This window comes from Nocardiopsis sp. Huas11 (assembly GCF_003634495.1).
Taxonomy (GTDB): Bacteria; Actinomycetota; Actinomycetes; order Streptosporangiales; family Streptosporangiaceae; genus Nocardiopsis.
This window is the reverse complement of the sequence record NZ_RBKY01000001.1, coordinates 1,543,244-1,569,042: the sequence shown is the minus strand read 5'-3', so window position 1 is coordinate 1,569,042 and position 25,799 is coordinate 1,543,244. Positions and strand designations below refer to the sequence as shown.

Annotated in this window: 24 protein-coding genes; 10 read left to right on the top strand and 14 right to left on the bottom strand. The window is 71.4% G+C overall.

What is annotated here, in order from left to right; translation table 11 throughout:
* Nucleotides 1–81: 81 nt before the first annotated feature.
* Both DFP74_RS07000 and DFP74_RS06995 read right to left on the bottom strand, forming a co-directional pair.
* Nucleotides 82–1,323 carry a winged helix-turn-helix domain-containing protein gene (locus DFP74_RS07000; RefSeq protein ID WP_121180946.1) on the bottom strand — a complete coding sequence of 414 codons (1,242 nt, stop codon included), beginning with the start codon at nucleotides 1,321–1,323 and terminating at the stop codon, nucleotides 82–84.
* A 393-nt stretch (nucleotides 1,324–1,716) separates the two neighbouring features.
* Nucleotides 1,717–3,663 carry an acyl-CoA dehydrogenase family protein gene (locus DFP74_RS06995; protein ID WP_121180945.1) on the bottom strand — a complete coding sequence of 649 codons (1,947 nt, stop codon included), beginning with the start codon at nucleotides 3,661–3,663 and terminating at the stop codon, nucleotides 1,717–1,719.
* Between the two features lie 378 nt (nucleotides 3,664–4,041).
* Here DFP74_RS06995 and DFP74_RS06990 point away from each other — a divergent pair, with 378 nt between their 5' ends.
* On the top strand, nucleotides 4,042–4,845 hold the full coding sequence (locus tag DFP74_RS06990; RefSeq protein WP_121180944.1) for an exodeoxyribonuclease III: 804 nt from the start codon (nucleotides 4,042–4,044) through the stop codon (nucleotides 4,843–4,845).
* Nucleotides 4,842–5,750: a ribokinase gene (gene rbsK, locus DFP74_RS06985; RefSeq protein WP_121180943.1), complete on the top strand. Its 909-nt coding sequence runs from the start codon at nucleotides 4,842–4,844 to the stop codon at nucleotides 5,748–5,750. Before DFP74_RS06990 ends, rbsK begins: the two co-directional genes overlap by 4 nt.
* A gap of 85 nt (nucleotides 5,751–5,835) precedes the next feature.
* Here the strand turns inward: rbsK and DFP74_RS33460 are convergent, their stop codons facing one another.
* The 5 genes from DFP74_RS33460 to argS all read right to left on the bottom strand — a co-directional run bounded on the left by DFP74_RS33460 (nucleotide 5,836) and on the right by argS (nucleotide 12,241).
* Nucleotides 5,836–7,173, bottom strand: coding sequence for a hypothetical protein (locus DFP74_RS33460; protein WP_158612971.1), 1,338 nt, complete (start codon nucleotides 7,171–7,173; stop codon nucleotides 5,836–5,838).
* Nucleotides 7,174–7,378: 205 nt separating this feature from the next.
* Nucleotides 7,379–8,335, bottom strand: a complete 957-nt coding sequence (locus DFP74_RS06975) for a hypothetical protein (protein WP_147453829.1) — start codon at nucleotides 8,333–8,335, stop codon at nucleotides 7,379–7,381.
* 32 nt (nucleotides 8,336–8,367) lie between these two features.
* Nucleotides 8,368–9,297, bottom strand: a complete 930-nt coding sequence (locus DFP74_RS06970; protein WP_121180941.1) for a hypothetical protein — start codon at nucleotides 9,295–9,297, stop codon at nucleotides 8,368–8,370.
* A gap of 256 nt (nucleotides 9,298–9,553) precedes the next feature.
* Nucleotides 9,554–10,162 carry a YceI family protein gene (locus tag DFP74_RS06965; RefSeq protein WP_121180940.1) on the bottom strand — a complete coding sequence of 203 codons (609 nt, stop codon included), beginning with the start codon at nucleotides 10,160–10,162 and terminating at the stop codon, nucleotides 9,554–9,556.
* A gap of 333 nt (nucleotides 10,163–10,495) precedes the next feature.
* Nucleotides 10,496–12,241 (bottom strand): arginine--tRNA ligase, encoded by a 1,746-nt coding sequence (argS, locus tag DFP74_RS06960; RefSeq protein WP_121180939.1) that lies wholly within the window; start codon nucleotides 12,239–12,241, stop codon nucleotides 10,496–10,498.
* A gap of 281 nt (nucleotides 12,242–12,522) precedes the next feature.
* Here argS and thrS point away from each other — a divergent pair, with 281 nt between their 5' ends.
* From thrS to DFP74_RS06945, 3 genes are all read left to right on the top strand, one after another.
* Nucleotides 12,523–13,770, top strand: a complete 1,248-nt coding sequence (gene thrS / locus DFP74_RS06955; RefSeq protein WP_121188091.1) for a threonine--tRNA ligase — start codon at nucleotides 12,523–12,525, stop codon at nucleotides 13,768–13,770.
* 137 nt (nucleotides 13,771–13,907) lie between these two features.
* The gene (locus DFP74_RS06950; RefSeq protein WP_121180938.1) at nucleotides 13,908–14,882 is read left to right on the top strand and encodes a mechanosensitive ion channel family protein; all 975 of its coding nucleotides are present in this window, start codon (nucleotides 13,908–13,910) and stop codon (nucleotides 14,880–14,882) included.
* A 357-nt stretch (nucleotides 14,883–15,239) separates the two neighbouring features.
* Nucleotides 15,240–16,349, top strand: a complete 1,110-nt coding sequence (locus tag DFP74_RS06945; protein ID WP_121188090.1) for a protein-L-isoaspartate O-methyltransferase — start codon at nucleotides 15,240–15,242, stop codon at nucleotides 16,347–16,349.
* A gap of 16 nt (nucleotides 16,350–16,365) precedes the next feature.
* On the opposite strand, the gene DFP74_RS06940 is transcribed toward DFP74_RS06945, so the two are convergent.
* The 3 genes from DFP74_RS06940 to DFP74_RS06930 form a co-directional block, all read right to left on the bottom strand.
* Complete coding sequence (locus tag DFP74_RS06940; protein WP_370013354.1) at nucleotides 16,366–16,557, bottom strand: DUF397 domain-containing protein; 192 nt, start codon at nucleotides 16,555–16,557, stop codon at nucleotides 16,366–16,368.
* A 410-nt stretch (nucleotides 16,558–16,967) separates the two neighbouring features.
* Nucleotides 16,968–17,171, bottom strand: a complete 204-nt coding sequence (locus DFP74_RS06935; RefSeq protein ID WP_121180937.1) for a DUF397 domain-containing protein — start codon at nucleotides 17,169–17,171, stop codon at nucleotides 16,968–16,970.
* Nucleotides 17,172–17,183: 12 nt separating this feature from the next.
* Nucleotides 17,184–18,011, bottom strand: a complete 828-nt coding sequence (locus tag DFP74_RS06930; RefSeq protein ID WP_370013491.1) for a DUF5753 domain-containing protein — start codon at nucleotides 18,009–18,011, stop codon at nucleotides 17,184–17,186.
* Between the two features lie 419 nt (nucleotides 18,012–18,430).
* Between DFP74_RS06930 and DFP74_RS06925 the strand changes: the two genes are divergently transcribed.
* Both DFP74_RS06925 and DFP74_RS06915 read left to right on the top strand, forming a co-directional pair.
* Complete coding sequence (locus DFP74_RS06925; protein WP_199725524.1) at nucleotides 18,431–18,706, top strand: hypothetical protein; 276 nt, start codon at nucleotides 18,431–18,433, stop codon at nucleotides 18,704–18,706.
* A gap of 229 nt (nucleotides 18,707–18,935) precedes the next feature.
* Nucleotides 18,936–19,142, top strand: a complete 207-nt coding sequence (locus DFP74_RS06915; protein ID WP_121180934.1) for a hypothetical protein — start codon at nucleotides 18,936–18,938, stop codon at nucleotides 19,140–19,142.
* 57 nt (nucleotides 19,143–19,199) lie between these two features.
* Here DFP74_RS06915 and plsX read toward each other — a convergent pair whose 3' ends face one another.
* A complete protein-coding gene (gene plsX, locus DFP74_RS06910; protein ID WP_121180933.1) occupies nucleotides 19,200–20,303 on the bottom strand; it encodes a phosphate acyltransferase PlsX in 1,104 nt (367 codons plus the stop codon).
* A 415-nt stretch (nucleotides 20,304–20,718) separates the two neighbouring features.
* Here plsX and DFP74_RS06905 point away from each other — a divergent pair, with 415 nt between their 5' ends.
* A complete protein-coding gene (locus tag DFP74_RS06905; protein ID WP_233570845.1) occupies nucleotides 20,719–22,083 on the top strand; it encodes a KamA family radical SAM protein in 1,365 nt (454 codons plus the stop codon).
* A 216-nt stretch (nucleotides 22,084–22,299) separates the two neighbouring features.
* Here the strand turns inward: DFP74_RS06905 and DFP74_RS06900 are convergent, their stop codons facing one another.
* Complete coding sequence (locus DFP74_RS06900; protein ID WP_053616607.1) at nucleotides 22,300–22,536, bottom strand: DUF397 domain-containing protein; 237 nt, start codon at nucleotides 22,534–22,536, stop codon at nucleotides 22,300–22,302.
* Between the two features lie 532 nt (nucleotides 22,537–23,068).
* Nucleotides 23,069–23,971 carry a helix-turn-helix transcriptional regulator gene (locus tag DFP74_RS06890; protein ID WP_121180931.1) on the bottom strand — a complete coding sequence of 301 codons (903 nt, stop codon included), beginning with the start codon at nucleotides 23,969–23,971 and terminating at the stop codon, nucleotides 23,069–23,071.
* A 320-nt stretch (nucleotides 23,972–24,291) separates the two neighbouring features.
* On the opposite strand from DFP74_RS06890, the gene DFP74_RS06885 reads away from it, so the two are divergent.
* Nucleotides 24,292–24,852 (top strand): ATP-binding protein, encoded by a 561-nt coding sequence (locus DFP74_RS06885; protein ID WP_121180930.1) that lies wholly within the window; start codon nucleotides 24,292–24,294, stop codon nucleotides 24,850–24,852.
* Between the two features lie 157 nt (nucleotides 24,853–25,009).
* Nucleotides 25,010–25,381, top strand: coding sequence for an STAS domain-containing protein (locus DFP74_RS06880; RefSeq protein WP_121180929.1), 372 nt, complete (start codon nucleotides 25,010–25,012; stop codon nucleotides 25,379–25,381).
* A 76-nt stretch (nucleotides 25,382–25,457) separates the two neighbouring features.
* Here DFP74_RS06880 and DFP74_RS33255 read toward each other — a convergent pair whose 3' ends face one another.
* Nucleotides 25,458–25,787 (bottom strand): hypothetical protein, encoded by a 330-nt coding sequence (locus DFP74_RS33255; protein WP_147453828.1) that lies wholly within the window; start codon nucleotides 25,785–25,787, stop codon nucleotides 25,458–25,460.
* Nucleotides 25,788–25,799: the final 12 nt, after the last annotated feature.

Genomic DNA, 25,799 nt, shown 5'->3' with positions numbered 1-25,799 from the left:
ATGCCCCACGCGTCAGGCGATCTCCGTCCCCGGGCCCGTCCGCGGCCCGAGGCGGTTGCGGCCGGCCGTGGCCGGAACCGGTCAGGCCCCGGTGAGCGCCGGACCGCCGACGCCGTTGCCCAGGCCCAGCCAGGCGGCCATCTCACCGAGCTGCGCGGTGAGCTCCTCCAGGGTCTCGGGCGGCGCGCCCTCCTCCAGGGTGATCCGCTGGGCGAGCAGCGTCCCCGAGGTCCGGTCGGCCTTGAGGTCGACCCGGGCCACCAGGTCCTCGCCCAGCAGGAACGGCAGCACGTAGTATCCGTGCACCCGCTTGGCGGCCGGGACGTAGATCTCCAGCCGGTACCTGAAGCGGAACAGCTCCTCGGCGCGGTCGCGCGTCCACACCAGCGAGTCGAACGGGCTGAGCAGGGCGCGGGCGTTCACCCGGCGCGGCACGCGGGCGTCCTTGTGCAGGTAGGCGGTGCGCTCCCACCCCCGGACCCGGACCGGGACCAGCTCGCCGGAGTCGACGAGGTCGGCCACGGCCGCCCGCGACTCCGCGCTCTTGAGCCGGAAGTAGTCGCGCAGGCAGGGCTCGGTGGCGATGCCGTGCGCGCGGGCGGCGATGGCCAGCAGCTCGCGGTGGGCCTCCTCCGCCGACGGCTCCGGCGTCAGGTGGTGCTCGGCCGGCAGCACCCGCTCGGGCAGGTCGTAGCGGCGCTCGAACTGGGCGTTGCGCCCGTTGGAGGTGAGGTCGCCGATCCAGAACAGGTACTCCAGGCACTTCTTGGCCTCGGACCAGTTCCAGCCCCAGTGCTCCTTGGCCCGCGGCGCGTCGTGCGCGAGGGCGGCCTCCACCTCGCGGGCGGTGGCCGGGCCCACCCGGGCGACCTCCTCCAGCACGGCCTTGACGAGGTCGGGCTTCTCCTCGCGGATGCCGTTCAGCCATCCCACGCGCTCCTGGGCGCGGTTGCGCTCCATCTGGAACCGCATCAGCTGCCGGGTGGCGGGTGGGACCAGGCTGGCCTCGTGCGCCCAGCACTCGACCAGGCGCGCCGCCGCCCCGCCCGCGCCGGTGGTGGCGGCCCGGTCCAGCAGGGCGGTGTCGTAGGCGCCCATGCGCGCGAAGACCGGGAGGTACTGGCTGCGGGCCAGGACGTTCACGCTGTCGATCTGCAGGACGCCGACCCGGCGCACGACCCGGCCGAGGTGGGCCAGCGTGGGGGTCGCGGTGGGCCGGCGGTCGGCGAATCCCTGGGCGGCCAGAGCGATCCGGCGGGCCTGTGACAGGGACAGCTCCGCTTCGCGGCGGGGGTTGGGAACTGTTGCTGCATGAGTGTCCATCAGTGTCCTTCTTCATCCAGGGGTGGTCATGAGCGCACCGGCCGCAGGCGCCTGGCCGTGGTCGTACGGGTCCTGGATAGGGACGCCGTCCTCGATTTTCGTGGTTCGCCGGACACGGCCCCGCCCGCGCTGCTAGCTTCTGTGATCGAACATACGTACCACGGAAGGCAAGGGGGTGGAGTCGGAACGCGGGGAGCCAGCGCGTCCACCACCGTTCAGGACGCGCGCAGTGACAGGAGATGGGTCCAGGACCCACTCCTGAACACTGGATAGGAACGGTGCGGTTGAGCCATGCTGCCACCGCCCACGACACTCCGGCGCGGGCCGTCCGGGCGGCCCGCTCCCCGCGTCCTGCGCCTCGCGGCCCGCCCCCCGCGTCTTGCGCTCCGATCCTCAGCCCATCCGGCGGTGCTGGTCCTCGGCCTTGGAGGGTCCGGGCTCGGCCGGAGCGATCAGCGGACCGGGCAGCGAGAGGTCGACCACTCCCTCCTCCAACCAGGTGTAGGAGTCGTCCATCAGCCGCCGCGACACCTTCCCGTCGATGTCGTCGGTGTTGGCCCACAATCCGGTGAACAGGGCGTCGATCCGCAGCCGTGACTGCCGGCAGAACACGTCGGCCAGCTCGAAGGGGGTGTTGCCGCGCTCGGGGTGGGTGTCGACGTCGTGGCGGGCCCGCACGATCACCGCGCTCATCGCGAACAGTTCGGCGCCGATGTCGACGATCCTGGCCAGGAACCCCTGCTTGGTCTCCATCCGGCCCTGCCACCGCGACATCCCGTAGAACGTGGACCGGGCGAGCTTGCGCGCGGTGCGCTCCACGTACCTCAGGTGCCCGGCGATCGGCCCGAACTCCGCGAACGCCGAGGGTACCTGCCCCTGTCCGACCACCAGGCCGGGCAGCCACGAGGCGTAGAAGCCGCTCGCCTTGGCGACCGCCCGCGCCTTGGCGGAGCGGTCGGCCTCGGGGTCGATGAGGTCTCCCGCCACGGACAGGTGGGCGTCGACCGCCTCGCGGGCGATCATGAGGTGCATGATCTCCGTGCTTCCCTCGAAGATCCGGTTGATCCGCAGGTCGCGCAGCAGCTGTTCGGCGGGTACGCCGCGCTCGCCGCGCGCGGCGAGGGAGCCCGCGGTCTCGAAGCCGCGCCCGCCCCTGATCTGGACGAGGTCGTCGGCGATGCGCCAGGCGTGCTCGGAGGCCCACAGCTTCGCCAGGGCCGCCTCGATGCGGATGTCGTTGTGCTCGTCGTCGGCGAGCAGGCCGGCGAGCTCGACCATGGCGTCCATGGCGTAGGTCGTGGCGGCGATGGTGGAGATCTTCTTGGCGACCTCCTCGTGCTTGCCGACCGGGCGCCCCCACTGGACGCGCTCGCGCGCCCACTCGCGGGCGATCCGGGTCGCCCACTTGCCCGCGCCGACGCAGATGGCCGGAAGCGAGAGGCGGCCGGTGTTGAGGGTGGACAGGGCGATGCGCAACCCGCGGCCCTCCTCGCCGATCCGGTTCTCCACCGGGACCCGCACCTGGTGCAGACGGGTGACGCCGTTCTCCAGCCCGCGCAGGCCCATGAAGCGGTTGCGGTGCTCCACGGTGATGCCGGGGGAGTCGCCCTCCACCACGAACGCGGTGATGCCGCCCCGGTGGCCGGGGCCCTCGGGCACCCGCGCCATGACCACGAGCAGGTCGGCCACGACCCCGTTGGTGGTCCACAGCTTGACGCCGTCCAGGACGTAGGCCGTGCCGTCGTCGGTGGGGGTGGCGGTGGTCCGCAGCCGGGCCGGGTCGCTGCCCACGTCCGGTTCGGTGAGCAGGAACGCGCTGATGGCGTCGCGGGCGCATCGCGGCAGGAAGGCCCGCTTCTGGGCTTCGGTGCCGAACATGGCGACGGGCTGGGGGACCCCGATCGACTGGTGGGCCGAGAGCAGGGCGGCGATCGCGGGGCAGGCCGACCCCACCAGGGTGAGGGCGCGGTTGTAGTGGAGCTGGCCGAGCCCGAGGCCGCCGTACTCCGCGGGGATCTTCATGCCGAAGGCGCCCAGCTCGCGCAGGCCCCGCACGACCTCGTCGGGGATGCGCTCCTCGCGTTCGACGCGCTGGGCGTCGATGCCCTCGCAGAAGTCGCGCAGGCGGGCCAGGAAGGCCTCGCCGTCGCGGTGGGCGGCCTCGGTGGGTTCGGGGAGGGGGTGGATCAGATCGAGCCGGAGCCGGCCGAGGAAGAGCTCCTTGGCGAAGCCGGGGCGTGTCCAGCCGCTCTCGCGGGCCTGTTCGGCGACCGCGCGGGCACGCCGTTCGTCGACCTCGGGCTCGGCGGGGGTCGGGGCGTCGGGTTCGACGGTCGACATGGGTCGCTCACCTCACTGGTGGGGGCGTCGCACTGTGTCCTGCATCACAGCCCTACCCGTCGGTACCGGCGCTGACGCCTGAGTTCGGGGCGCGTGCGCCGTCGGCGACCTCTGTAGAGAAAAACCTTTGGCCCGATGCGAACCACGGGGAGCGATGAGCCGTCCTAGTTCCTGAGCGACGGAATCCCTCGTGTGATGAGTCGGGTTGTCGCGACGCCCCGGTGCGGAGGACGGCCGCACCGGGGCGTTTCACGTTCCACGGCGTCCTCGGCGCCCGAGCCCTCGGCGCCGTTCACGCAGGCCGGCGCCGCCTCGCGCGCGCCGCCCTCGGGCCTGGTGGGGGAGTGCCGTGTCGGCGCGGTGGCCTAGGCTTCTCGTGTGCGTATCGCGACATGGAATGTGAACAGTGCCCGGGCGAGGACCGAGCGGATCGGCGCCTGGCTGGACCGGAGCGACGTCGACGTCCTCGCCATCCAGGAGACCAAGGCCCGCGACGACCAGTTCCCCGCCTCCGTCTTCACCGACCGGGGCTACGAGGTGGCCCACCACGGGCTCTCCCAGTGGAACGGGGTCGCGATCGCCTCCCGGGTCGGCCTGGCCGACGTGCGGATCGGCTTCCCCGGCCAGCCCGGCTACGGTGAGCCGGAGGAGGCCGAGGCGCGCGCCATCGGCGCCACCTGCGCGGGCGTGCAGGTGTGGAGCCTGTACGTGCCCAACGGCCGCGAGGTCGACCACCCGCACTACGCGTACAAGCTGCGCTGGCTCGAAGCGCTGCGCAAGGCGGGCGAGGCCTGGCTGGCCGAGGACCCGCGGGCGCAGATCGCCTACGTCGGGGACTTCAACATCGCCCCCGAGGACACCGACGTGTGGGACATGGCCGAGTTCGAGGGCAAGACGCACGTCACCGGGCCCGAGCGCGCCGCGTTCACCGGGCTGGTCGACGCCGGGTTCGCCGAGGTCGTGCGCCAGTACACCCCGGGACCGGGCGTGTACACCTACTGGGACTACAAGGCCCTGTCCTTCCCCAAGCGCAAGGGCATGCGCATCGACTTCGTTCTGGCCTCCCCCGCGCTGTCCGAGCGCGTGAGCGGAGCCCGGATCGACCGCGAGGAGCGCAAGGGCAAGGGCGCCTCCGACCACGCCCCGGTCATCGTCGAGCTGGACGGGGAGGCCCAGGCATGAGCCGCGCACCCCGTATCGCCGTCTTCGGCAGTGTGAACATGGACCTGGTCGCCTACGTGGACCAGGTGCCCTCCAGCGGTGAGACCGTGACCGGCACGGCGTTTCGCCAGGTGCCCGGCGGCAAGGGCGCCAACCAGGCGGTCGCGGCGGCACGGGCCGGCGCCGACACCGCCTTCCTCGGGGCGGTGGGCGACGACTCCTTCGGCGCGGACCTGCGCGCCAACCTCGTGGACTGCGGCATCGACGTGTCGGGACTGCGCACGGCGCCGGGCGCGTCCGGCGTGGCGCACATCGTCGTCGACGGCGGTGGCGGCAACTCCATCATCGTCGTGCCGGGCGCCAACGGCACGGTCACCGGGACGGTCGAGGGCGACGCCTCGGTCATCGGCGCGCACGACGCCCTGCTGCTCCAGTTGGAGCTGCCGATGGAGGCCGTGGTCGATGCCGCGCGGGCCGGGCGCCGACTGGGCGTGCCCGTGTACCTGACGCCCGCGCCGGCCCGGGACCTGCCCGCCGAGCTGCTGGAGTCGGTGGACGTGCTGGTGCCCAACGAGCACGAGGCCGCCGCGATCACCGGTGCGGCCGATCCGCACGCGGCCCTGGAGGCCCTGGTCGAGCTGGTCCCCGAGGTCCTGCTGACCATGGGCGAGGCGGGCGCGCTGCACGGCCGCCGGGGATCGAAGCCGGTGCACGTGCCCGCGCGCCGGGTCGAGGCCGTGGACACCACGGCCGCCGGGGACACCTACTGCGGAGCGTTCGCCGTGGCCCGCGCCGAGGGCAGCACCCCCGAGGACGCGATGCGCTTCGCGGCGGCCGCCGCCGCGCTGTCGGTCCAGCGGCACGGGGCCGCCTCGTCCATCCCCACCCGGACGGAGATCGCCGCCTACGTCGCCGCCGTCGACTGAGCCGACGCGTGCGAGGGCCCGGCCGCCGTGCGCGGCCGGGCCCTTCGTCTGCGGCCCGAGCCTGGTCGATCCTTCGGCCGGGTCATCAACACAGGTCGGGGCGGGCCCGGTGCAGGAGGGGGATGAGCCGGTAGGTGTCGAACGCGGGATCGGCCACCACCATGGGGTCGAGGACGATCGTCGGCTCGTCCAGGACGGTGTCCCAGAAGGTGGACGCCCAGGCCGGGAGCGGCACCGTGTCGTCGAAGTCGGTGAGGGTGACGATCACGCGCGAGCGCTGCATCCTCCGCTGCTTCCTCGTGAGGGTGCGGACCTCGAACCGGATCCCGGTGACGTCCGCCCAGGGGAGTTCGATGTCCAGGCCCTGGGACCACCACATCGGATCCCGGACCAGCGTGATGCCTCCCGGGTGGACGCGGACGCCCTGACGTGCCGACTGGCGGGGCAGGAGGTAGAGCCGCCATCCGATCAGCGCGAGGCCGATCAGCCCGATGAACAGGAAGCCGGACATGCCCACCGCGATGTCGCCGACGGGGTTCCCGGCACGCCACGCGTTGACGAGGGCGAACGGGTAGAGCAGGCCGAGGAGGAAGGCGACGGCTCCGCCGGTCATCAGGGCGTACGAGGACAGCAGGGCCACGTCGCCGTGGCCGACGAACTCGTCGACACCGACCGGGGGAGGCTCCGGCCGCTCGCGGACGTCGGGCTCCGGAGGTGGAGGGAGGTCCGCGTCCTGCGGCGGGGGAGCCTCCTGCGGCGGGGAAGCCTCGGGCTCGGGCCCCTCGCCGGCGTTCAGTGCCCTCGCGGGAAGGGGCTTGTGGGGATTGGTGCTGGTCTCCTCGACGCGCAGGTCCGGCCGCTCGGCGAGGGCGGCGGCGATCACGGCGTCCACCTCGGCCTCGCGCCCGATGGTCACGATCCGGAAGCCGGGGGAGTAGCCGGCCAGGCCGTTGACCGAGCCCGGAACCTCGATGTCCACCCAGGTGAAGGACACGCGCTCGCCCGTGTCCCGCTCCAGGTGGATCACGAGCACCTGACGGTCCAACCGGCCCGGGTGGTGGCGGATGACGGTCAGTCCCCGCACCACGCTCCACGGCACGTCCAGTGCCACGCCCCGGTACCACCACTTGGGCTTCTTGCGCAGGCGCAGGCCCTGTTCGCCGACCTCGATCCCCTGCTCACAGAAGAGGTAGGGGTGGAAGACCATCGCCGTGCCCATGATGAGCCCGGGCAGGACGAGGGCGCCGAACATGGCCGGATCCTGGACCAGACCCGCGTAGATCCCGCCCCCCAGGGTGGGCAGTCCGAGCAGGACCATGGGGACCGCGGTGCCCACCAGCCAGAGCCGGCGGTCGATGGCGGAGTGGCGGACCCACGTCGGCGAGGCGCGCCCCGAAGACGGGTCGGTGCGGGGGGAGGACATCGGCGGTTCCTTCGGCAGGACGGGGCCGGAACGGGAGGCAGGGGTCCGGGGCGTTTCGCCAGTGAAGCGGAACGCCGGACCGGGCGGCAACCTCGCGCCCGCCGCGTGACCGGAGTCGGCCAGTGCGCCTCGCCGGGCCGGGGCGCGGGCCGTGAACCGGGGCGCGCCGCCGGTGGCCCCGGTGGCCCCGGTGGCCCCGGTGGTCTCAGAGGGTGAAGCGGGCGCCTCGCCCCGAGGCGTCGGGGCCCGTCCAGGAACCGTCCCCGAGCACGGTGAGGGACTCGGCGTACCGGGACGGCTCGGGCAGCGGGCCCAGCACACGACCGGTCGCCACGTCCACGGCGTGGTTCTCGAGGAAGTCCGGAAGGTAGGGGTCGCCGTCCTCGGGGTCGACGACCTCGCCGTTCACGGCGACGACCGCCGTCCGGTGGTCGAGGAAGCCGGCGGTGTGCAGGCCGACGAACAGCGTCTCGAACCTCTCCTCGTCGTAGCCGAACGCGTCGACGCCGACGCGGGAGATCGGCTCGCCGCTCGGGAAGGCGTGGGAGGTGACCTCGTCCTCGTCGCTGAGGAGGAACACCCGGCCGTCGGGGGAGAGGTCGCGGAGGTGGCCGTAGAGGTCGTACCGGGTCAGGGCGAGCGAACCGTCCTCCAGCCGGGCGAGGAAGTTCCGGCCGCCGTCCTGGCCCTCGCCCACCCCGACCAGGACGTGCCGTCCGTCCGGGTGGGGAAGCAGTTCCGCCCCGTGGCCTGAGCTGCCGAGGTCGGACTCGGCCAGGACACCGCCGGTGGCCGGGTCGAGGGCGAGGAGGCGGTCGGTTCGACGCGGCCCGTGCCAGGCCTGGTCCGGGCGGTAGAGCCAGAGCAGCGAGCCGTCGGCGGAGAACGCGATGGAGGGTCGGCCGCTCATGAAGCGCTCGGACCGCGGCGGCGCGTCGAGGGCGAGCCGCCAGGCGACCGTTCCGTCGGCGTCGACCCGGACCAGGTCGTGGTCGGTGGTGTAGGCGGCGCGGTCCAGGCCGGGCGCGACGCTCACCCCGGTGGGCTCCTCGCCGACGGGGAAGCGGGCCGCCGGTTCGGGGAGGGCCGCATCGTCGCGCGCGGGCGCGGTGAAGGTGAAGGCGACGATCTCGACGGCCGAGAACGCGGTTCGGACGCGCACTGGGTTCTCCGTGGGGTCGGTGGGACGCATGGTCAGAATGAGTAGTGTCGGCCCTGGAACATCCAGGTGCCGTCGCCGAGCACCTGGGTGTTCTTGTGTCGGCACTCCCCGGGGAGCGGGCCGAGCACGCGGCCGGTGGCGACCTCGACGATGTGGTTCTCGTGGAAGCCCTCGCCGTAGTAGTCGTGGACGTCGACGACGGCCGTGTCCGCGTCCAGGAAGTCGGCGGTAAAGTAGCCGATCTCCGGGTCGTGCTCCCGCACGAAGGCACCGTCGTAGCCGAAGTCCTCGATCGTGATGCGGCTGGTCACGGTTCCGTGCGGGAAGGCGCGGAAGGTGATGCTGTCGTCGCCCCTCGCGGTGGCGAAGAGGCGCCCGTCGGGAGAGAGATCGTACAGGAAGCTCTCGAAGCCGTACCGGACCACGGTGAGCGATCCGTCGTCCCGCAGTCGTGCGCGGAAGACGTGGTCGCTCGCTGGCGCCATGGGGAGGCCCAGCAGCAGGTGCTCGCCGTCCGGATGCGGGAACAGTGATCCCGCCCAGTCGTGCGCGAGGCCCGGATCCGCCTGCGCGAGCACGGCTCCGGTGGCCGCGTCGAAAGCGTGCAGCCGGTCCGTGGCACCCGGTCCGAAGTAGGGGCCGGGTCGGTGGAGCCAGACCGTTCGCCCGTCACGCGAGAAGGCGCACGTGGCACAGCGGGACGGGTCCACGTGGTCGTTGGACGGGCCGAGTGCCAGGCGCCACAGAACGTTCCCGTCCTGCCCGACGCAGACGAGTTCGTCGCGGGTCGTGTAAGCGGCGCTGCGCAGGTCCGGTGCGGCGTCGACCCGGAGGGGGAGGCCGAGGGCCGGGAAGCTCGCGCTCGGCTCGACGGGTTCGCCGTTCTCCCGTGGCGGGCCGGTCGGGGCGAAGGCGAGCAGCCGGCCGTCTTCGACGTAGGTGTGGACGCGGGGAGCGGACATGCGGTCACGGTAGCGGGTGCCGATGACGGGTACCGGTCACGGACGCCGATCAGGGTGGCGGGTCCGAGGGCGGCCGCGAAGGCCCCGCGATGGCGACAGCGCACGGTACGCGAGCGAGCACCGTCGGTGTCGGCGTGTGGGCAGGGGCCGAGACGCCGCACGGGCTGTGCGGGCGGTCACGTGGTGTGGGAGCGCGGAGCGGCCGAGGGCGTCGACCGTGCCGGGCGGCGGCACGATCGCCTCGCGGGCGCGTCCGTCAGGGAGCGTGCCCGATCTGCTTCAGGAACGGCGCCGGGTCCTGGTTCTGCAAGCGGACCTCCAGGACGATGTCGACGTTCTCGCCGACGAGGGTGCCGCCCCAGGGCAGTTGGCCGCCGAGCCCCACCCCGAAGTCGGGCAGGCGGATCTGCGTGGTCGCCGAGAAGAAGTGCCCGTAGGTGTCCTCCGGGGACACGTAGTCGGGGGATTCGCCCACCCACTGCCCGTCCAGGGCGAGGGGGCGGGTCGTGCCGTGGATGGTCAGGTCCCCGTACAGCCGGAAGGCGTACCGGCCGCGCCGGCTCTCCTCGAAGCCCGTCGACACGAAGCGGATCTCCGGGTGGTGGTCGACGTCCAGGAAGTCGGCGGAGCGCAGGTGGGCGTCGCGGGCGCCGACTCCGGTGTTGATGCTCCCGGACTCCAGGGTGACCTCCACCGTGGACTCGGCGGGGTTCTGGGCGACGACGACCCGGCCCTCGGCGCGGCCGAACGTGCCCTGGACCCGGCCGTAGCGCAGGTAGTGGGCGACGAAGATCAGGCTGGAGTGAAGCGGGTCCAGGTGCCAGGTCCCCGGCCCGGGCCCCACTTCGGGAGGAGCTGACGTCATTTCCGTTTTCTCCCTTATGTCGCGTCTGTGGCTTTTGTCCACACACTGTAGGTCGGACGCCCCACCAGAGCGCCAGGTTCCCCGGCGCACGAACACGAGATCTTCGACTCGGTTCCCGCGTGCGCCCGCGCTCGGATCCGAACGCAGCCGGGCCGTGAAACCCCTGTTGAGAGATGCCGCGGCGCCGCTGCGAGTTCTCTCGCGTCCGGTCGGAGGCCGGATCCGGCCAGGCCGCGGATCCGTGTGCGCGGGCCCCGCGCACACGAAGAGGGGCCGCCCCCACGGACGGCCCCTCTTCGCGGTCGGACGGCGGGCCGGACGGCCCGCACCCGCCTACATGTGCTCGGGCGCGTTGACCCCCAGCAGGTCCAGTCCCTGGACCAGCACGCGCAGCGCCACCGCGATCAGGGCCAGCCGCGACTCGCGCTCGGCCTCGGTGGCTGCGGTGAGCACCGGGCAGTGCTCGTAGAACGTGGTGAGCGCCTGCGCCAGCTCGAACAGGTACGCCGACAGCCGGTGCGGCTGGAGCAGGTCGCCGACCTGCGCCACGACCCCGCCGAAGCCCAGCAGCTTGAGCGCGAGGTCGCGCTCGGCGCCCTCGGTGACGGTGATCTCCCCGCGCGCCGCCCCGGCGTCCAGCCCGCCCTTGCGGAAGATGGACCGGATCCGGGCCTGCGCGTACTGCAGGTACGGGCCGGTGTTGCCGGTCAGCGCCAGCATGCGGTCGAAGTCGAAGGTGTACTCGGTGTCGTGCGCCACCGACAGGTCCGCGTACTTGACCGCGCCGATGCCGACGTCGTAGGCGATCTCCGCCTGCTCCCGCGCGCTGAGGTCGGGCCGGTTCTCGGCCACGACCGCGGCGGCGCGCTCGACGGCCTCCTCCAGCAGCTGCATGAGGCGCACCGGGGCACCGCTGCGCGTGCGCAGGATCTTGCCGTCGCTCCCCAGCACGTTGCCGATCTGCACGTGCGTGGTCTCGACGCTCTCCGGCAGCCACCCGGCCTTGCGGGCGGCGGCCCAGACCATCTTGAAGTGCATGGCCTGCGGGGCGCCGACGACGTACAGGATGCGGTCGGCCTTGAGGTCGTCCACCCGGTAGCGCACGGTGGCGAGGTCGGTGGTCGCGTAGCCGTAGCCGCCGTCGCTCTTGCGGATGATCAGCGGGACCGGCTTGTCCTCGCGGCCGGTGAAGCCCTCCAGGAACACGCACAGCGCGCCGTCGCTGATCTCGGCGATGCCCTTGCTCTCCAGCTCCTCGCACACGTCGGCGAGCATGGCGTTGTAGGTGCTCTCACCGGCGAGGTCCTCGTCGGTGAGGGTGACGCCGAGCTTGGTGTAGACCTTGTTGAAGTAGACCTTCGACAGGCCGACGAGCTTGCTCCACAGGCGCAGCGTCTCCTCGTCGCCGCCCTGGAGGGCGACCACGCGGCGCCGGGCGCGGGCGGCGAAGTCGCCGGCCTCGGGGCCGGAGGAGTCGAACTTGGTGCGCGCCGCCTGGTAGAAGGCGTTGGGGTCGGTGGTGAGCAGGTCCGCGTCCGCGGACTCCTCGCCGGCCTCCAGCAGGTGCTCGATGAGCATGCCGAAGGGCGTGCCCCAGTCACCGATGTGGTTCTGCCGGATGACGTTGTGGCCCAGGAACTCCAGCGTCCGGGCCAGGGAGTCGCCCACCACGGTCGTGCGCAGGTGCCCGACGTGCATCTCCTTGGCCACGTTGGGCGCGGAGTAGTCGAGCGGGATGTTCAGCCGCTCCTGCTGGGGAACGCCCAGGCGGGGGTCGTCCAGCAGGCCGCGGGTCTGCCCGGCGATCCAGTCCTCGCGCAGGGTCAGGTTGATGAAGCCCGGCCCGCTGACCTCGACGTCGCGGCAGACGTCGGCCACGTCCAGGTGCTCCATGATCGCCGCGGACACCTCACGCGGCTTTCGGCCCAGTCGCTTGGCGAGCGCGAGCGCGGCGTTCGCCTGGTAGTCGGCGAACTGGGACGGGCGGATGACGGGGTCGGTGTCGGCGAACTCGGGGCCGAAGGCGGCGCCGAGGGCGGACTGGACCCGTCGCGAGAGTACTTCCTGCGGGTCGGCCATGGCACAAGCGTACCGACCGGCGACGCCTTCCCCGCCCGGTTTCGGGCCGTGGCCGGGCGCCGGGACCGGCGGGGAGGCGGACCGCCGTCCGTCGTGGGGCGCGATGCCCGTGGACGAGTGGTCCCGCTGTGGCTAAAGTGGGCGCCATGCAGCGCGCCCTTGTGACGACGACGCCGGAGAGTCCCCCGGCGCGCTGACCGATGCCTGATCGAAGCCCCGGGGCGAGTGCCCCGGGGCTTCGTCTTGTGGTCACTCGCTCCACCGAACGCGAGGAGACCACGATGACCGATGCGACCGCCGCACGCGACCACCGCAGAATCGGCCGCGAGCTGGAGCTGTTCGACACCGACCCCCTCATCGGATCGGGACTGCCGTACTGGCTGCCCGACGGCGCGACCGTGCGCCACGCGCTGGAGGAGTACGTGCGCGCCCAGGAGCGGCGGGCGGGGTACGAGCACGTGTACTCGCCGGTGCTCGGCAAACGGGAGCTGTACGAGCTGTCGGGGCACTGGGCGCACTACCGCGACGACATGTTCCCGCCGATGGAGGTGGGGTCGGAGCAGATGCTGCTGCGGCCCAGCCTGTGCCCGCACCACGCGCTGATCTACCGTTCCCGTTCCCGGAGCCACCGTGAGCTGCCGTTGCGCATGGCCGAGCTGGGTGCGATGTACCGCTCCGAGCTCTCGGGGGTCCTGGGCGGACTGACCCGGGTGCGGGCGATCCAGCTCAACGACGCGCACGTGTTCTGCACCCCGGAGCAGGTCGTCGACGAGGCGGAGGCGGCTCTGGGGATGATCAGCCGCGCCTACCGGGCGATGGGGATCGAGCCCAGCCGCTACCGCCTGTCCCTCGCGGGCAGTGGCGGCAAGTACGTCGATGATCCTGAGCTGTGGCGGCGCTCCACCGAGGTGCTCAACGCGGTCCTGGAGCGCTCCGGCCTCCCCTACGAGCGGGCGGCGGGGGAAGCGGCGTTCTACGGGCCCAAGATCGACGTTCAGATCACCGACGGCGCCGGCCGCGAGTCCACCCTGTCCACCGTGCAGGTCGACTTCCATCAGCCGAAGCGGTTCGGGCTGTCCTACGTCGGGCCGGACGGGGTCGAGCACCGCCCGGTCATGGTGCACCGCAGTGTCATCGGAAGCGTGGAGCGGGCCGTCGCCCACCTGCTCGAACGGAACGGCGGCGCCTTCCCGGTCTGGCTCGCGCCCGTGCAGGTGGTCGTCCTGCCGATCACCGGAGCCGAGGCCGCGCCCGCCGAGGACCTCGTGCGGCGGTGCGCCGACCTCGGGCTGCGGGCCGAGGCGGTCGGTCCCGAGTGCGGGAGCCTGGGCGCCCGTATCCGGCGCTCCCGTCTGGTGCCCTACCAGGCCGTCCTCGGCGCCCGGGAGACCGCCGCCGGATCGGTCGCACTGCGCCTGCGCGACGGCCGCCGCCCGGACCCGCTGCCCGTCGAGGAGGCCCTGCGCCGGATCACCGCACGTGCGGCCGCCCACGACACCGCCCTGTGGGAGGACGTCGGCGCCGGGTAGCCGCCGCGGCGCCACGGCTCGGCGGGCCCGCCCTGGAACGGAGATCCACTTCACAGGCTTTGACCTGCGCGGAGACACGCAAGTACGTTCGACGTCGATCGTCGCGTATGTCCCTCGAATCAAGTGGAGCATCTTCCATGGCACCCGCCGAGCTCGACCTCGTGAACAGCGACGCCGTTGGCCAGGTCGCCGCCCTGCCCGTGTGGCTCCAGGGCAACCTCGACCTGCTGATCGGTGTCCCCCTGCGGATCCTCCTGATCGTCGTCGTGGCGCTGATCGTCCGGGCCGTGGCCAGCCGGGCGATCTCCCGCCTCGTGGACCGCGTCCTGCACTCGTCCGAGCGAAGGAACGGGCAGAGCCGGTTCGCCAAGGGCCCCGCGGTCCTGCGGCGTGATCCGTCCCGCGCCGACGAGCGGCGCCAGCAGCGCGCCCGCACCCTCGGCTCGGTGCTCAGCAGCTTCGCCACCATCGTCATCGTGGTGACGGCGATGGCGATGGTCCTCGGCGAGATCGGCATCGCCCTCGGCCCGCTGCTGGCCAGCGCGGGCGTGGTCGGCCTGGCGATCGGCTTCGGTGCCCAGAGCCTCGTCGCCGACTACCTGTCGGGCCTGCTCATCATGGCCGAGGACCAGTACGGCGTCGGTGACGTCGTCGACCTGGGCGAGGCGGTCGGCGAGGTCGAGAACGTCGGCCTGCGGCTCACCCAGGTCCGTGACGTCAACGGCGGCCTGTGGCACATCCGCAACGGCGAGATCCAGCGGGTGCGCAACGACAGCCAGGACTGGGCCCGCGCAGTACTCGACGTCTCCGTGGCCTACGAGTCCGACCTGGAGAAGGTCTACGACGTCTTGGAGCGGGTGGGTCTGGAGCTGCGCGCCGACCCGGAGTTCCAGGGCCTGCTCCTGGAGGACCCGTCCGTCTGGGGCGTGCAGTCCCTGGACGCGGACGGCGTCGTGGTGCGCCTCGCGGTCAAGACCCTGCCCCTGGAGCAGTGGGGTGTGACCCGTGAGCTGCGCCGCCGGGTCAAGGCCGCACTCGACTCCTCGGGCATCGAGATCCCGTTCCCCCAGCGCACGGTCTGGATGCGCTCCGGCGACAACACCGCCGCCTGACGAGGTCTGCCCGAAGCCTTCTGCGCGAGTCCCGTGCATCGGTGTCACCCGATCCCTGTGCGAGGTGGGGCCCGGTTGGACTCGTCAGAGAACACCTCCCCACGTGCAGTGGCCGGATCGTGCCATTTCCATGACGCAGAGTGACATGCGGGATACCGTCGAGGGGACCCGTCACCGAGCCAGGGATGATGCCATGGCCAAGCACGAAGGTCCTCCGCAGCCGATCAAGCCCCCGGAACCCCCGCTTCCTCCCAACCCCGACAGTGGCCCCCCACCCGGGCGGCACGGTAAGTGACCACCGTGCACGTGCGCCCGGGGCGCGGTCGGCTCCGGGCGCTCCTTCTCGACACGGGAGTGATGTCCCCCGAGTGGTCGGGTGCGTTCGACGCGGTGGACCGGGCCGCGTTCCTCCCGGGCAGGGTGTGGCCGTTCGACCCCGACACCGGGCGGTTCACGGTCGCGGACCGGGTGACGGACCCCGAGGACTGGTACCGGCGGGCGGACTCCAACGTGCCCCTCACCACCCAGTGGGATGACGAGGCCGCGCGGGTCGACGATGCCCCCGGCACCGTGTCGACGTCCTCGTCGTCCATGCCCTCGGTCGTGTTCTCGATGCTCGGTGACCTGGCGGTACGCCCGGGCATGAGCGTGCTGGAGGTCGGCACCGGCACTGGTTGGTCGTCGGCACTGCTCGCGTACAGACTCGGGGATGAGGCGGTCACCACGATCGAGGTGGACCCGCTTCTCACCGAGCAGGCCCGGCACCGACTCGACGCCGTCGGACTCCACCCCACGGTGGTCACCGGAGACGGGCTACTCGGGTACCCGCCGCGAGCGCTCTACGACCGGGTCGTGGTCACGTGCGGGCTCCGCCGGATCCCGTACGCGTGGGTCGAACAGACGCGGCCGCGCGGATTGATCCTGACGCCCTGGGGCACCGACTACAGCCCGCAGGACGCGTCCGTACGCCTGACGGTCGCTGAGGACGGGGGCTCCGCGTCGGGGCCGTTTCTCCGGCCCGTGCAGTTCATGAAGGCCCGGTCCCAGCGCCTGGCGTGGCCGCGCCACGACGCGTACGTGACCGACTGGCCAGGGGACATCGCCTCGACCACGACGCTCACGGCGGACGATCTGGCCGGCGTCGCGTTCGGCGGGGTGGATTTCGTGCTCGGGTTGCTGGTGCCCGACTGCGCCCACACCGTCGACACGGAGGATGGGCGTGGCGTGGCCTGGTTCTACGGGCTCGGGGATCGGTCGTGGGCCGTTGTGCGGTGGGCCGGTGGGGCGTCGGCCGAGGTGTATCAGTCGGGGCCGCGTCGGTTGTGGGACGAGGTCGAAGCGGCGTGGCACTGGTGGGATGGGCAGGGGCGCCCGGACGTCGATCGGTTCGGGATGACGGTCGACGCGGACGGGCAGCGGGTGTGGCTGGACTCACCGGAGAACCCGCTGCCGCCACACGTGCAATAGCCGAGCACGGGGCGGGCTACCGATCGGCGCGCACGCTCGCGAGGAGGGCGGACCACTCGCGTGACGGGACTTCCAGGTGCCGCTGGGCGAGGTTCTGGGAGTCCCGAACCGCCGAGCCTCCGGGAAAGTCCGCCACCTCGATGCAGTCCTGCCCACGCCCTGAGCTGTAACTGGATTTGCGGAACATCAGCTTCTCTGCATCCAGCACGGTTGACTCCTCACTGTCAGACACCTGTGCGGGGGCCGACGCCTTTCGCTGTTCCTCTGCCACCCCGCGTGGGGCGTGGACATCGTGTGACGGATCCTGACCGCACTTCGTAGCGGCCGTACATGGAGTCCGTCACCGTCATCCCCACTTATTGGGATCGCTACGCCGCCCAAGCCCTTCGGCCCTCTCGGGAGGACGCTCTGAGGCGCATCGGAGGCGGGGTACGTGGGAACCCTGATCGGCGTCGCGTCCCGGTGAGCCTGGAGCGCTAGGAGGCGGTGAGCGCAAGCGGGTCGTCCACACAGGGAGTCTGGTCGGTCGGGAGGACGGCCAGTAGAGTATTCGCGGGATGCTTCTGGTAAGCACGGCGAGGCCCTCGGTCCATGGATCGAGGGCCTCGGTCGTTGAGGCTAGGCGTTGCGGACCTGCGTGCTGGACAGGAGCGCTGCCCACTCGGCTGACGGGAAGGCGAGATGTCCCAGCTCCCTGTGCTGCGTGTCGCGAACGGCCGCCCCACCGGGGAAGTCGGCAACCTCGACGCACTCCTGGCCGCGCGCTGAGCTGTAGCTGGACTTACGGAAGGTCAGGTCGGTGCGGGATGTGCTGGTGAACATCGTCGGTGTCCTCTAGTCGAGCTGGCTGAGCCGGCGCTCCATCCACGCACGGGATTCCTCCACGCTGAGCGCGGCCGCCTGAACGTGGTCGAGCACCGTCTCATAAAGCGTAATCTGCGCAGGATCTTCGATCAGCAACCCGGATCCGCCGGTCTGTTCGGCGTAGACCGCAGATGGATCCTCAGGAAAGTCGAGGACGACGAAGGATCCGTCCATCCCGGCGTGCGGCCCGACTTCGTCCGGAAGCACTTGGATCCGCAGCGATGGGCGCTGGACGTCGATCAGATGGCGGATTTGTTCGGCGGCGATTTCGCGAGGGAGTTTCCTGAACGCGGTCTCGTCGATGATGGCCCACAGACGCGGGGCGTCCGTCCGGTGGAGGATGTGCTGACGCACCATCCGTACCTCGACACGACGGTCCACCTCTTCCTCGTCGGCGGTGACACCGCCGGCGCGGATCATCATGCGGGCGTAGCCCTCGGTCTGGAGGAGGCCAGGCAGATTCTGGACGTGGTAGGAGCGGATGCTCGATGCCTCGGTCTCCAGGTCGATGTAGGTACCGGCACCGAGGATGTCGCGATACCCGAACCACCAACCGCTTTTGCTCGCCTCACGGGCCAGCTTCCGGTAGGCCTCTCGTTCTTCCGGATCGTCAACGCCATAGACGTCCAGGAGCACCTGGAGATCTGTGTCGCGCACGCGCAGGATCTTGCGGGTTTCGATCCGGGTCACCTTGGCCTCGAACCAGCTCTTGTCCGGTGCCCGCTTCTTGGCCGCGGCGGCGGCCTGCTTGGCGGTCATCTGCGCCTCTTCGCGGAGGCGCAGCAGTTGTCGAGCCAATCTGCGGCGTCGAAGGGTCGGGCTGGCGGCCAACTCGTCGCTCCTTCGTGGGCTCTGCTGACCTCGTGAGCCTACGCTCCGTGCCGATTTCTGGGACATTCAGAGCATCCTTCGCCTTCGTCGAGCACTGACGCTCAAAATTGTTACATGCTCTTCAAAACGAATCTTGCGATTTCATTAGACGTGAGCCACCATGGTGTGACCAGAAGCTCTCGCCGGACCTCCCATCCGGCATCCATGCTGAGGAGGCGCCCTGTGCGCTACCTGAACCATGACCACGCGCGTCTCATACGCACCGGCCGAACCTGTCGAGCCTCCCGGGTGCGCGCCTACGCGCCTCCGCCGATCCCCCGGCCCCGGCCTCCGGCCGACCTGCTCGGCGCGCTCGTGTCCACCCTGCTCCGGATGGGGGCGTGGGCATGATCGACATCCGCACGGAGATGCTCCTCGACGCGCTCTCGGACGCCCTGGCCCTTCCCCCCGCCCTGACCGGAAACGGTGCCGAGCTGCGCGCGAGGCTGGAGCGTCGGCGGACGGTGGCCGTGCGCGCGGCGATCGACCACGCCCGGAGCACCGGCGACCTGGCCGAGGCCGTCGAACGGCTCGACCGTGCCCTGCACGACCTCCCGCTCTGCTATCAGCCCGCGCCGGGGCAGCGACCGTCGCTGAGTGCGGTGGCCGGAGGCCGTCGATGAAGCCCCGCACGGTCTGCGACATCCGTGAGCTGTCGAGCCTGCGCGCGCTGTCGGCGTGGGCCCGGTCGCACGGCACCCGGGTGCGTTACCTGGGCCCGACCCTGGAGGGAGAACCCGTCTGGGGAGCCACCAGGAGCTCTGTGACGCGTGTGGCGCGGGGGAGCCGCCCTGACCCCCACCCCGTGCCCCTCGTGTGGTCCTCTCCCCTGGAACGCGGGACGGCCGTCCGGTGAGCGCGCTCGACCGGGCCCTGGACTCGTTGATCGCGGGCCGGTGGATCCTCACCACCGAGGACACCGACGACGGCCGCACGCTGATCGTCGCCCACCGCCCGATCGGCTGGGCCGGGCCCGGAGACCCGCACGAACTTCTCAAGGCCGCCGACCACCGCCAGATGTGGCGTCTGCTCACCCGAAGGCACGGGGAGGCGCCATGACCGCTCCGACGTAGTCCGTCCTGTCATCGACGTGTCCGGCCCGGTCCGGGGTACCGCTCACTCGGAGGAGCGGCGCTCCTCGGACTGCGCCAGCCGGTGCAGCCAGTTCGGCGGCCGGGTGTGCACCCGCCGCCGGATCTGGTCGCCGATCCGCCCGCCCGCCAGCTCGTGCGCGAGCCGGCAGGCGCGGGCGATGCCCTTGGCACGGCTGTCGCCGTGCGCGATGACCACGGTCCCGTTGAGCCCCAGCAGGGCCGCGCCCCCATAGGTCTCGCTGTCCAGCCGCTCGCGCAGCTCCTTGAGCGCGCCGCGCTGGAGGAACGCGCCCGCCTTGGCCAGCGGGGTGGAGGTCAGTGCCTGGCGCACGGCCTCCATCGCGAAGGCCGCCGTCCCCTCCACCGACTTGAGCGCCACGTTGCCGGTGTGGCCGTCGGTCACCACCACGTCCACCTTCCCGGCGAGCAGGTCGTGTCCTTCGATGTTGCCCCGGAAGTCGATGCTGTGGGCGCCCTCCGCGGTGGCGGCGAGCAGTTCGGTGGCCCGGCGCACCAGGCGGTTGCCCTTCCCCGGCTCCGACCCGATCGTGAGCAATCCCACCCGGGGCCTGCGCACGCCGAACGCCGTCTGCGCGTAGGCGCAGCCCAGGTGGGCGAACTGCACGAGCATCTCCGGCTTGGCGTCGGCGTTGGCCCCGGCGTCGACCATGATCGTCGGCGTCTCACCGGTGGGGAGCGTCACCGCCAGCGCCGGCCGCAGCACGCCGGGCTGGGTGCGCAGCCGCACCGTGGACGTCGCCACGAGGCCGCCGGTGGACCCGGCCGAGACCAGGGCGTCGGCGTCACCGCGCCGGATGAGCCGGCAGGAGACGGCCGCGCTCGACCGGGGGCGCCGCCAGCTGGCCAGCGCACCCTCGTGCATCGCGAGGTTGTCCTCGGCGTGCACGACCGGGATGTCGCGCAGGGCGCCCAGCTCGGACAGTTGGGCGTGGATCTCGGTGCGCCGTCCCACGAGCACGACCCGCAGCCCGTGCTCGCGCGCGGCGATCACCGCGCCCCGCACGGCCTCCCCGGGCGCGTGGTCCCCGCCCATCGCGTCCACGGCGATGATCGGCGGGGACGTGGGCGGGACCTCGGACGTCTCCGCGTCGGATGTGCCACTCAACAGGTGTGCCCTTCACGGGTGGTCGATGGGCGCGCGCGGGGCGTGGTGCTCCCGTCGGCGCAGGTCCTACGGTGTCCGGCGGCGCCGCGAAGCATGCCCCGTCAGGGGCTCGGCCGGTGGTGTGACCACACGCTATCGGGTCGCCCGTGAGGTGCCGTTGTCCGGCAGGTTCGTTGGTTCATGCGAGGATACTTCCTGAATGTCCAGGTCAGAGCTGGATTTTGGGCAGACTGGGTACAACACCCCTTGTCGGGGTATACCCGCTCGCTGGTTCGGTCTTGCGAAACGCTCCGAACACGAACGACAACACCAATGACAGTTTTCGGTGGTCCGTCGGCGTCCCCGTGCGCCGGGACCGCCGGATGAGGCCTGCCCGCTATCGGGTGGCCCACCCCACATGCAGGAGAGGAGAGGCGTGAGCGTTACGCCAGACGCGGCACTGTCCCCGTCCGCCGGACGTCGGTTTCGTGCCTACACGACGAAGCACCTCGACGAGCTCACGGCGCGAGCCGGGCTCGACGCCGACGAGCGGCTCGCGGTCCAGGCGGTGGCCCAGGTGCTTCCGTTCCGGGTCAACAGCTACGTCGTCGACGAGCTGATCGACTGGGATGCCGCTCCGGACGATCCGATCTATCGGCTGGTCTTCCCGCAGGCCGACATGCTGCCGTCGGGAGACGTGGCCAGGATCGCCGATCTGCTGCGCTCGGGTGCCTCGCGCAAGGAGCTCAACGAGGCCGCCAACCACATCCGCGCCACCCTGAACCCGCACCCCGCGGGCCAGATGGACCTCAACGTGCCGAAGGTCGGCAACGAGGAGCCGGTTCCCGGCGTCCAGCACAAGTACAAGGAGACCGTGCTCTTCTTCCCCAAACAGGGGCAGACCTGCCACGCGTACTGCACGTACTGCTTCCGCTGGGCCCAGTTCGTCGGCGACGCGGACCTGAAGTTCGCCTCCAGCGACATCGACCAGCTGGTCGAGTACGTCCGCTCGCACCCCGAGGTCACCAGTGTCCTGTTCACCGGTGGCGACCCGATGATCATGGGCGAGGGTGTCATCTCCCGCTACATCGAGCCGCTGCTGGAGATCGAGCACCTGGAGGCCATCCGGATCGGGACGAAGGCGCTGGCCTACTGGCCGCAGCGCTTCGTGACCGACCCGGACGCCGACGACACGCTGCGATTGTTCGAGAAGGTCGTCGCCTCGGGCAAGAACCTGGCCTTCATGGCGCACTTCTCGCATCCGAACGAGATGAAGCCGGAGCTGGTCCAGGAGGCGGTGCGCCGCATCCGCTCGACCGGGGCGGTCATCCGCACCCAGGCGCCGCTGATCCGCACGATCAACGACGACCCGGCGGTGTGGGAGTCCATGTGGCGCACGCACCTGCGCCACGGGATGGTCCCGTACTACATGTTCGTCGAGCGCGACACGGGCCCGCAGGACTACTTCGCGGTGCCGCTCGCGGAGGCCTACGAGATCTTCCGCGACGCGTACCAGAGGGTGTCGGGCCTGGCCCGCACGGTGCGCGGACCGTCGATGTCGGCGACGCCGGGCAAGGTGTGCGTGGACGGTGTGACCGAGGTGGCGGGCGAGAAGGTCTTCGTCCTGCACTTCATCCAGGCGCGCGATCCCGAGCTCGTGGGCCGCCCCTTCTTCGCCAAGTACGACGAGAAGGCGGCCTGGCTGTTCGACCTCAAGCCGGCGTTCGGCGCGACCCACTTCCCGTGGGAGAACGCGCCGGTCGGCTCCGCCGACGGCCTGGTGGACCCCACCCGCCTGTAGCGGGGATCGGACGGGCCGCGGTCGGCCCCGTGCCGGCCCGGTGGCGAACCGACGAGGAGCCCGGCACCCCACGTGGGGTGCCGGGCTCCTCGCGTGCGCCCGCTCCGTGGACGGAAGGGCCGTGCGCGGCCGGGGGAGACCGTGCGGGCCCCCGGAGCGGGCGCGATCCTGGGCTGGTCTTCGTCGTGGGGAAGGGTGCCCGGGTCGAGCCTGGCGTCAGCCCAGGAGCTGGTCGAACTCTCCGGTCTTGGCGCCGCGCACGAAGGCCTCGATCTCACCGGGCGTGTAGACCAGGGCCGGGCCGTGCGGGTCTCGCGAGTTGCGTACGGCGATGTCGCCGTCCGGAAGGGTGGCGACCTCAACGCAGTTCCCGTCCGGATTGCTCCAGCTGCTCTTGGTCCAGACGACCTTGGGCAGTTGACCGGCGGGGACGCCGTTGTAGATCGGCTGCATCTCAACCTCCTGAACTCCGGGCGGACGCGTGAGCGGGGGTCACGCGCGACGGTTCAGTCCGCCGCACCAGACGTGTCCGATCACCGGGGGATGGGAGGACGGATTCGGCCGTGATGGCCTTTCCGTCCCGGCATGTCCCGGTGCGGGTCCACAGACTAACTCATGCACGTGCATCCGTGATTACAGCGGTAAGTACATCTGGATGAACCCGGAGTCATGGGTGGGCGAAACCGCATGTCATGACTAACGCGCGCGGTTGAGTGACGGTTCAGTGAAGGGGGATCGTTGCGGCGTCGTGGCCGAAGCCGGTCACTGTCGGCGCACAGGGCTCCCTGTCGGGCGCGGAGAGTGACGACTCCAGGGGTGGGGTCGTGGGGCTCACGAGGTCGCCGGGGGAGCGGGGGCGGGGGAGTGCGGGCCGAGGAGGGAGGGGCGGCGGGGGGAGAGGTGGCGGTGAGGGGGGAGGAGGCCGGGCGGAGGGGCGCCCGGGCCGAAGACCCGTGGCGAGCACGGGGGACGGCGCCGACAGGGCCTAGGAGTAGCGCTCCAGGAACCCGCGCAGGATCTCCTCGGTCTCGGTCGGCGGTGGGGCCTGCGTGGCCAGGTGGTCCATCGTCTGCGCGTACCGGTGGGTGTCGTCGAACTTGTCGAAGTACAGGGCGCTGCTCAGCTGTTCCATGTAGACCACGTCGGGCAGTTGCGGCGTGGGGAAGCGCAGGATGCTGAACGGCCCGCCCGCGGCCGGGTGGCCGCCCATGGCGAACGTGGCGATCTGGACGGTGACGTTGGGGCGGCGGGCGACCTCGATCAGGTACTCGATCTGCTCCCGCATCACCTCGGGTCCGCCGTAGGGCCGGTGCAGGACGGCCTCGTCGATGACGGCCCACAGGCGCGGGGCCTCCGCCGGGACCTCGGGCTCGACGAAGCGCGCCTGGCGACGCATGCGCATCTGCACACGACTGTCGACGTCGTCGTCGGACCTCGTGGTCCGGGACAGGCGCACCACGGACCGCGCGTACTCGCGGGTCTGGAGCAGGCCGGGCACGAACTGGACCTCGTACGTACGGATGATCGAGGCGGCCTCCTCCAGGCCGACGTAGACGCCGAACCACTGGGGCAGGACGTCGCCGTACTTGTGCCACCACCCCTGGGCGTTGGCGCTGGAGATGAGCCCCAGGAGCGCTTCGCGCTGCTCGGCGTCGTCGATCCCGTACAGCTTGAGCAGGTCGTCGACGTCCCGGCGCTTGAAGCTGACCTGGCCGAGTTCCATCCGGCTGATCTTGGCGTGCGAGGCACGGATGGCGTAGCCGGCATCGTGCCGGGAAATGCCCTTCTCCTTCCGCAGCCTCCTGAGCTGCGTTCCGAGGAGAATGCGCAGGACAGTGGGACCGCCACTGGAATTGGCCAGAAAATCTTCACTGACCTGCAGGTTCATTGCATGATCGGCGACCACTTCGCCTCCCTGTAGCGGCTTTGGCGCGAGCGACCGCTCAGTATACCGACGGGGTGCGGTTCGGGACAGGGGGTCGTCGAAGTCGTCGAAGTACTCGTTCTGGGGGCCCGTGACGCGCGATCCCTGTGTCATCACGGGTGTTCGGGTGTGAATTCTTGCAATCACATCTACCGATAAGTGCTGATCGTCCTATAGTGTGGCCGAACGTTGAACTGCACGTGCATCTGTGTCTTACCGATGTAAGCCACAACCGGCACATCCATGCGGATCGCACGACCCGACGTCACATGGTGAGGACCGTGATGAACGCAGAGCTGGTGCCGTCGGAGCTGGACTCCGAGGCATCCCGCCCCCCCGCCCGTCTCGCGCAGGTCGCCGACGGCTCCACCGGGGGATGGTGGGAGAACGCCCTGGGCCGGCTCCGGGTGGGCGAGCGCGCCCGCACACCCGAGGGCGCCGCACAGGCCTTCCCGTCCACGGCCGACGCGGTACGCGCGGCCCGGGACTTCGTGGCCGAGACCGTGGCCGAGTGGGACCTGCCGGGAGTCGTCGAGGACCTGCGCCTGGTCACGTCCGAGCTGGTGGGCAACGCCTGCCGGCACGCCGTGCCCGCCGGCGTCGACCCGGCGGACGTCCGCGTCCTGGTCCAGGTACGGCTGCTGCGCGACCGCTCCGCGGTGGCGTGCGTCGTCGCCGACTCCAGTCCGGGCGCGCCGACGCGGGTGGACGCCCACCACTTCGCCGAGTCCGGCCGCGGGCTGGGGCTCGTCTCGGCGTTCAGCCGCGAGTGGGGCTGGAACCCCGTGCCGGGCCACGGCAAGGTCGTCTGGGCGATCTGCGGCGTCGAGGAGACGAGGCGCTAGAGGTCACCGGGAGTGGCCCGCCCGCGGTTCGCGGGAGGGGTCGCGCCGGGCTGTGGACGGCATCGGAACGTCGCCCGGAGCGAGTAGTCTGGCTACACAAATCGGCTTTCGGCCGATCAGGACAGACAACCCTTCCATCCGAGCCCGGGAGTGAGGCGTGGCCGTACTGGACACGGGACAGGGCCGGTTCGTGTGCGATGGCACGACCGTCGTCGAGCTGCGCGGTGAGATCGACATCGCCACCGCCGACCAGGTGTTCGCCACCCTGGTGACGGCGGCTTCCGACGGCTGCGTCGTCGTCGACCTGTCCGAGGTGGAGTTCATCGACGCCTCCGGGGTCAACGCCCTCGTGGGCGCCATGCGGGCCGCCGTTCGCGCCCACCACCATCTGGCGCTGGCCGCGCCGCCCGCGCAGCTCACGCGCATCCTGGACGTCCTGGCACTGCACGCGGTCCTGCCCACGCATCCCGACGTCGACACCGCGCTGGCCGCCCACCGGTCGATGGTCCCCGCCCCCCGCCGCCGCTGAGGCGTCCCGGCGGAGCGCGGCCCGGGCGAGCCCGGCCACCCGCACGAGCGGGACGGAGTACGCGGGCCCACCCGCGTCAGGCGAGCCCGATGACACGCACCACGCCACCATCAGTGCCGCCGCCCGGCACCGTGACGACGACTCCCGCCGAGGTGGGCACCAGAGTCCGGGGTCCGTCGACCTCCAGGTGGGTGGACCGGTCCTCCACGAGGCGAGCCCCGGATCCGTTCCACAGGTGCACCTGGACACCGACCGACCCGGCCGTCGGGGAGGTCCAGCCGAGTGTGTGGAGGACCGCCCTCAGGGCGGGGGCGACAACGGGGGGTACCGGTGTCCGCGTGCCGACCGGCGGCCGGGTGGGCCCCGGAAGGAGCAGCCAAGGGCGGGTGCGGGTGTCTCCGGGCATGAAAAACGGGGT